Below are 262 nucleotides of genomic sequence, written 5' to 3'. Positions count from 1 at the left end.
CGTCAGGGACCTTTAATGAAATTACCCGGCATTCGGCATGGGATCGCTTGTCGCAAGCTGGTGCGCAATTGATGACATGGTTCGGCGTGGCGTGCGAGCTGCATCGCGACTGGCGTAATGATATTGAAGGACTGGCGACGTTGTTCTCTAACCACATTCCTGATTATCGTAATTTGATGACCAGTTATGACACGTTAACGAAGCAGAAATAAAAGAGAACCGGGGCCGAAACCCCGGTTGTTATGATTAGCTTGCGACGGCC

At 50.4% G+C, this 262-nt stretch carries 1 pseudogene; it reads left to right on the top strand.

Going from position 1 to position 262, the window contains the following annotated elements:
- Positions 1-212 (top strand): annotated as a pseudogene (locus tag SB659_RS19800) (hydrolase); the annotation flags it as partial.
- Between the last annotated feature and the right edge of the window lie 50 nt (positions 213-262).

It is taken from the genome of Arthrobacter sp. SIMBA_036 (genome assembly GCF_046535135.1).
In the GTDB taxonomy this organism is placed as follows: domain Bacteria; phylum Actinomycetota; class Actinomycetes; order Actinomycetales; family Micrococcaceae; genus Arthrobacter.
This window is presented reverse-complemented; position numbering and strand designations above follow the sequence as displayed.